A 5,809-nucleotide genomic window follows, 5' to 3' on the forward strand; every position below is an offset into this window, starting at 1 on the left:
GAAGAGCTCGATATGCGGCACCATCGCTGTCGCGAAAGTGGGCCCACAACGCCGCGAGGCGCAAGGACCGCACTCCCGAGGGATTGGCTGTCGTCGGAGCAACATCAAACTCATCATCCACCCCGATGAAGCGAAACACGTCCCGCATCGTCCGCGCATTCTCTCGCCGATACTCCTCGTAGACGAGGACGAGGATCTGCTCGGGCCGAAACACTGCACGGTACCGCTCCAGCTGATCCACGTACTTCACATACTCCCCGTACTGGAACACTTCAGGGCGAGATGGATCGATGTCGAGCACCGCCCGCAGGTCTCTGGTGAGAATGCGCCCGTTGCGCATTCCCTGAAGGTGGAGCGAGTTTATGAAGCTGGCGGGTTCCCGAAGTATCGCCACGATGCGGGCGTCAGGATTCGCCGCTGCTATCCGTCGCGGCGCGACGTGGGACCGCAGGTAGCCGGGCGACGCCTCACCAAGGCGCTGCGCCGGGAGGGCGCCTCCGAACATATCCAGATATTCGGACTCGGTCATGCGCGTCTCGGTGGGAACGTGGAGATCGTCGTTGAAGAACCGGGGCTCCTTGATCGGCGACATGAAGACCTGAGGATGCTGGCGGAGCATCTCGTACATAGCGGAGGTCCCGCACTTCGGGTGCCCGACCACGAAGAAGTCGGGAAAGCGACGGTTTGTGCGGCTCTGCTCGCGCTGATCGGTGGTCTGCATCAGTCCAGCTCTTCGCCACTCAGGCTCGGCGCCCTGTCGTCGTCCCCCGTTGATCACCCGGTTCCGCTCCCTTGCCCGGACACCCGGACGGACTGATTCGTCCATGGACGCTTACCGCTCGGCAGCGACTGCCACCCTGGGCATGTTAACGATCACCGTCTGTGGCCAACAAGGTCACTGTCGCTGGCCTCCACGCCCACATGACTGCGCCCCCGTCGCCCGCTGAGAGTCGGGTCTGCGGAGGAGGCGGAGCTCCATCGAACGCACGCCGCTCTCTGCGCACAACGCGGGAGCCCGTCGTGACACGGGCGGCAAGTCCACCGTTCGCGATCTTCTTGCCACTCCGCGTGCCACAAGTAGCCTTGTCCGAAGTCGCCGCTGCGGTAAACCCCTGGAAGGAGCGGCATGGACGACCGGAGTCTGCAGGATTACCTCGCGGTCCTACGGCGTCGGCGTTGGGTGGTCCTGCTCGCAGTCGCCATCGGCGCCGCCCTCGCGCTGGCCTTCTCCGTGGTGCAGACGCCGCGCTACGAGGCGAGCGCAGAGCTGCTCATGCGGGGGACCGCAAGCCAAAGGCTGCTGGTCGACGAGCGCGGGCAGATCGACTCACCAGCGAGCGCAGAGCGTGACCTCAACAACGAGATCCGCCAGATCGAGTCGCACGCCGTCGTCGAGGCGGTCGATGACGCCTATGACGGCAATCTGGATGTTGACATCGTGCAGGCACGGGCCACCGCTTCCGACTCGGACGACGGCATCACCCTGTCGGCGCGGGCGACCGACGCCGCGGCCGCCGCGGACCTCGTGAATCTCTACGCGGACACCTACATCGACCAGCGTCGCGCCCAACAGGTCGACGAACTGGTAGCGGTCAGCGAGGACATCCAGGTTCGTCTCGACGAGTTGCGCGCAACCATGGCGGAGGTGCGAGCGCCGCTGGACGCCATCGACCAGGAGCTGGCCGCCGCTCCCGAGGAGGGCCCCGAACGCGCGTCGCTCGAGCAGGAACAGCAGACGGTCCTCACTCAGGTGCTCCCCCGGCTCGCTCCGCTATCCGCCCGAGAGAGCTCGTTCGTAGGGCAGCTCCAACAGCTCGAGGCGAGCCAGGACCTGAGCCAGACCGGGGGCGTCGAGGTGCTCAATCCCGCGGCGGCCCCGTCGAGCCCGGCGTCGCCGGACACCGTGAGCAACGTCGTGGTCGGCGCGCTGATCGGTCTGCTGGTCGGCATCGGGCTCGCCTTCGCACTCGACCGGCTCGACGACTCGGTGCGGTCGAAAGAGACGGCAGAGGTCATCACCGGTTTGCCGACCCTGGGCATCGTCCCCGACGTGGCGGAGGACCACAAGGGCAGCGACCTCGTCACCGTCGCAGACCCTATGGGCAGCGCCAGCGAGGCCTATCGACTCCTGCGCACGTCGGTGAAGTTTCTCGGCATCGACACGCCCCTTCACACGATCCTGGTCACGAGCGCCGGCGCCGGCGAGGGCAAGACCGACACGGCCGCCCATCTGGCGACGACCCTGGCACAGACCGGCGAGCGGGTGCTCCTCGTTGACGCCGACCTGCGTCGCCCTCGGCTCCACGAGATGTTCAGTGCACCTCGGGAACCCGGCCTCACGACGGTCCTACTCGATGAGGATGAGCCCGAGCGGTCGGTCTACGCGGTCGAGGAGGTGCCCTCCCTGCACATCCTTCCCCCCGGCGCGCCGCCCCCCAATCCTGCGGAGCTGCTCGACTCGAACCGCGCGCGTGCGGTATTCGCCGAGCTCGCCGGTCGCTACGACGTGGTCATCATCGACTCGCCTCCCGTCGTCCCGGTGACCGACGCGGTCGTGATGGCAGGGTGGGCCGACGCCGTCCTCCTCGTGGTCGCTCACCGGACAACGTCCCGGCGCGGTCTCGTCCGCAGCGTCGAACTGTTGCGTCACGTCGACGCGCCGCTCATCGGCTTGGTTCTCAACCGTGTGCCGGCCCGTGAGGGCTACGGCGATCAGGGGTACCGCTACAACACCTACCGGCGTCGTAGCGAGGCGGCCCGTCGCAAGCGGATGGGGCACGTCCAGACGCCCGCCGCGCACACCGCGCCGGTCGCCAACAGCGGCAACGGGGTCGACGGCCACCACACGCGCACGAGTGGCGCGACACCCGATGACGCCACAGCGGACGAGACAGAACGACCTCGGGTCAGCGGGCTCGACGAGATCTGACAGACGATCGCCGGCGACCGCTCATGTCGATGTGCGTGCGCGCGGCAACTCCAGGCGTCTCCCGCGAAGCGTGTGCCCGCTATGGCTTGGGCCGCCACCACCCGTCGTCCGTCAGCTCAGCCGGAGCTTTCGTCTTGTTTCCCAGGTAGAGAAACCTTCGGGACGTCGAGGCAAACCGACCGAGCACGGAATCGATGGCGCGGAGAGGCTGCCGGGTGTGGACGTTCGACGGGCTGAGCGGAAGCGTGCGGACCTCGGTGAACCCCATGAGATTCATGAACTCGCGGAAGGCGCGTGTCGTGGCCGTGTGCATGTGGCCGACCGGCACCCTGTACCGCTCGCTGCGGTAGTACGGCGCCAGTCCCACCGCGCGCCGGCTGCAGAACTCGATGTCCCGCGGCTGATAGCCGAGGAGGAGGGAGAGCCTGTTGTGCCAGCTACCGAGGTTCGGGAGCGCGACGGCGATCAGTCCTCCGGGGACCAGGACCCTCGACATGTCGGCCACCGCCCCGTCGAACCAGGGGAGGTAGTCGAGCATGCCGAAGCACGTCACCAGGTCGAACGTGTCCGCGTCGAATGGCAGTGGCTCCCTCTCCACGTCGACGCGCTCAGCGCTGATGCCCTTCGCCCGTGCCTCGGAGATCACCTCGGGGTCGATGTCCACACCGTGCGCGTCGGGGATGCCGAGCTGATCACGCATGGTTGCGGCGATCCCGCCGTATCCGCAGCCGACGTCGAGTAGCGAACGCGCCCGCTTCCGGGTTGCGGCTACAGCGGCGATGGCGTCGACGACAACGTCCAGGTCGTGGCTCGTACAGCTTCGCTCGTAGTCATTGGCGGTCAAGTGGTCGAGCATCACGCTTGCTCCGTCGCGCTCGGCGTGCTCGATACCACGGATAAGAACGGCGCGGGCACGAGCAGTGGTGTTCGCCAGAGGTTACCGGCCGTCCGCTGTGGGTGGGAGGGCCGGGTGACCGCTCCAAGCCGACGCTCGCGGCCGATCGGGGGTCAGCGCCCGACAGGGGGCGAGACCACCCCCTGCGTCATGATGCGGCGATGCCTACGCCCGCCCCCTCCGCCGCCGACCTGTACCTCGACCTGCTCGCCCGGGCGCTGACCCGGGACCTGTTCCTCGACGAGGAGGTGCGCAACGTCGACCTGCGCGACTGGCCCGGCGGCGAGCCGGACGGGCTGCGGGACATGCTGCGCGAGCGCGGATGGCGGGTCGTGCGGACCGGGGCCGACCGCGAGACCCGCGCCGTCGGCAACGACTGGCCACCCCACGCCGAGACGATGGTCGGCCTCGCCCGCCTCGCCAACGTGCGCGACTGCGTCACGACCGCTCTCGCCGACGGCGTGCCCGGCGACCTGGTCGAGACCGGGGTGTGGCGCGGCGGCACCGCCATCTACCTGCGCGCCGTCCTCGCCGCGGTCGGCGACACCGACCGCACCGTCTGGGCCTGCGACTCCTTCGAGGGCCTGCCCGAAGCCGACGCCGAACGGTTCCCGCTCGACGTCCCCCTCCGACTCCACGAGCACAGCCAGCTCGCCATCGGGCTCGACCAGGTGCGCGCCAACTTCGCCCGCTACGGGCTGCTCGACGACCAGGTCCGCTTCGTCCCCGGCTGGTTCCGCGACACGCTGCCCAAGCTCGCCACCGAGATCGGCCCCATCGCCCTCCTCCGCCTCGACGGCGACATGTACGAGTCGACCATCGACGCGCTCACGAACCTCGAGCCGCTCGTCTCCCCCGGCGGCTACGTCATCGTCGACGACTACAACGGCATCGGCGCCTGCCGCCAGGCCGTCACCGACTACCGCGCCGCCCAGGACATCACCGCCGACATCCACGACGTCGACTGGACCGCCGTCTGGTGGCGCAAGCCGCGTAGACCGGCCCGTGCCGGCACGGGTGGGTCCGGCCAGTCCGTCAGCCCCTGGTCGGGCCAGCCGCCCAACCTCCCCACGCTACGTAGCGAACGTCACACGGAGGCATCACGACTACCACTTGTAGCGATGCGGCTGACGCTCCTCGCGTTTAGCCTGTTGAGGCGACGGGTAGCCCACCCCTGTTCTACGAAAGACCCGGGAGGCCGCATGTCCAAGCACCGTTGGTTCAAGGGTGGAGTCACGGCAGGGCTGCGCGAGCTGCCGAGTAACGCCGCATGGGTTGTCGAACGGGTGCGTCAGCCCTCGTCAGAAGCGCTGTCCACGACCTCGGACAAGGTGAGCGATGCCGGCAGCTCGGTGGGAGGCACGCTCGGCAAGGTGGGGCGCAAGGTCACGTCGGCTGTGCCGTTCGTCGGTGAGGACGATTCTGTCGAGGCGATGCTGCGCGACGCGCGCTCGGCCGCCGACGCCGCCCGCCAGGCCGAGCAGCGTGCCGTCGCCCTGGCGGAGGAGTCCAGGCAGGCCTCGGAGGAGGCCCAGCGCACCACCCGCGAGGCCTACGACCGGGCACAGGAGATCGAGCGGGCCGCCAAGGCCAAGGAAGCCGAGCGGGTCGACCAGGTGCGCACCGAGACCGACGCCGAGGCCGCGGCCGTCCAGCGCGAGGCCGAGGAGCGCATACGCGAGGCGCGTCAGCGGGCTGCCGAGCGCGTCGCCGAGGAGCGGCGCAAGGCCAGCAAGGAGGCCGAGGAGGCCATCACCTCGGCCGCGGAGGAAGCCAACGCCGCGGCCGAGAAGGCCCAGCGCCAGGCACAGGACGTGAGCCAGCGCGCCGAAGACGCCGTCGCCGAGGCCACCGCCTCGCTGACCCGCGCCCAGGAGCTGGCCGACGCCGCGTCGAAGGCTGCCCTCGAGGCGGCCAACATCGCCCGTAGCGAAGCCGAGCGCCTCGCCGCGGAGGCCGGCGAGGTGGCGGCCAGCACCACGAGC

At 69.0% G+C, this 5,809-nt stretch carries 4 protein-coding genes; 2 read left to right on the top strand and 2 right to left on the bottom strand.

Annotated features, from left to right (window positions below; genetic code table 11):
* Positions 1 to 721, bottom strand: a 721-nt coding sequence (locus PV363_RS15090; protein WP_301022748.1) for a sulfotransferase, incomplete at its 3' end; no start/stop codon positions are given.
* Positions 722 to 1,126: 405 nt separating this feature from the next.
* Here PV363_RS15090 and PV363_RS15095 point away from each other — a divergent pair.
* Positions 1,127 to 2,929, top strand: a complete 1,803-nt coding sequence (locus PV363_RS15095; RefSeq protein ID WP_301022749.1) for a polysaccharide biosynthesis tyrosine autokinase — start codon at positions 1,127 to 1,129, stop codon at positions 2,927 to 2,929.
* A gap of 79 nt (positions 2,930 to 3,008) precedes the next feature.
* On the opposite strand, the gene PV363_RS15100 is transcribed toward PV363_RS15095, so the two are convergent.
* A complete protein-coding gene (locus PV363_RS15100) occupies positions 3,009 to 3,785 on the bottom strand; it encodes a class I SAM-dependent methyltransferase (RefSeq protein WP_301022751.1) in 777 nt (258 codons plus the stop codon).
* 200 nt (positions 3,786 to 3,985) lie between these two features.
* Between PV363_RS15100 and PV363_RS15105 the strand changes: the two genes are divergently transcribed.
* Positions 3,986 to 5,809, top strand: a 1,824-nt coding sequence (locus PV363_RS15105; protein ID WP_301022750.1) for a TylF/MycF/NovP-related O-methyltransferase, incomplete at its 3' end; no start/stop codon positions are given.

The organism is Mumia sp., assembly GCF_028803055.1.
In the GTDB taxonomy this organism is placed as follows: Bacteria; Actinomycetota; Actinomycetes; order Propionibacteriales; family Nocardioidaceae; genus Mumia.

What these genes read in the sequence shown, in the direction of transcription:
- PV363_RS15095 (WP_301022749.1), top strand. Translation starts at nt 1,127, where the DNA reads ATGGACGACCGGAGTCTGCAGGATTACCTCGCGGTCCTACGGCGTCGG.
- PV363_RS15100 (WP_301022751.1), bottom strand. Translation starts at nt 3,785, where the DNA reads ATGCTCGACCACTTGACCGCCAATGACTACGAGCGAAGCTGTACGAGC.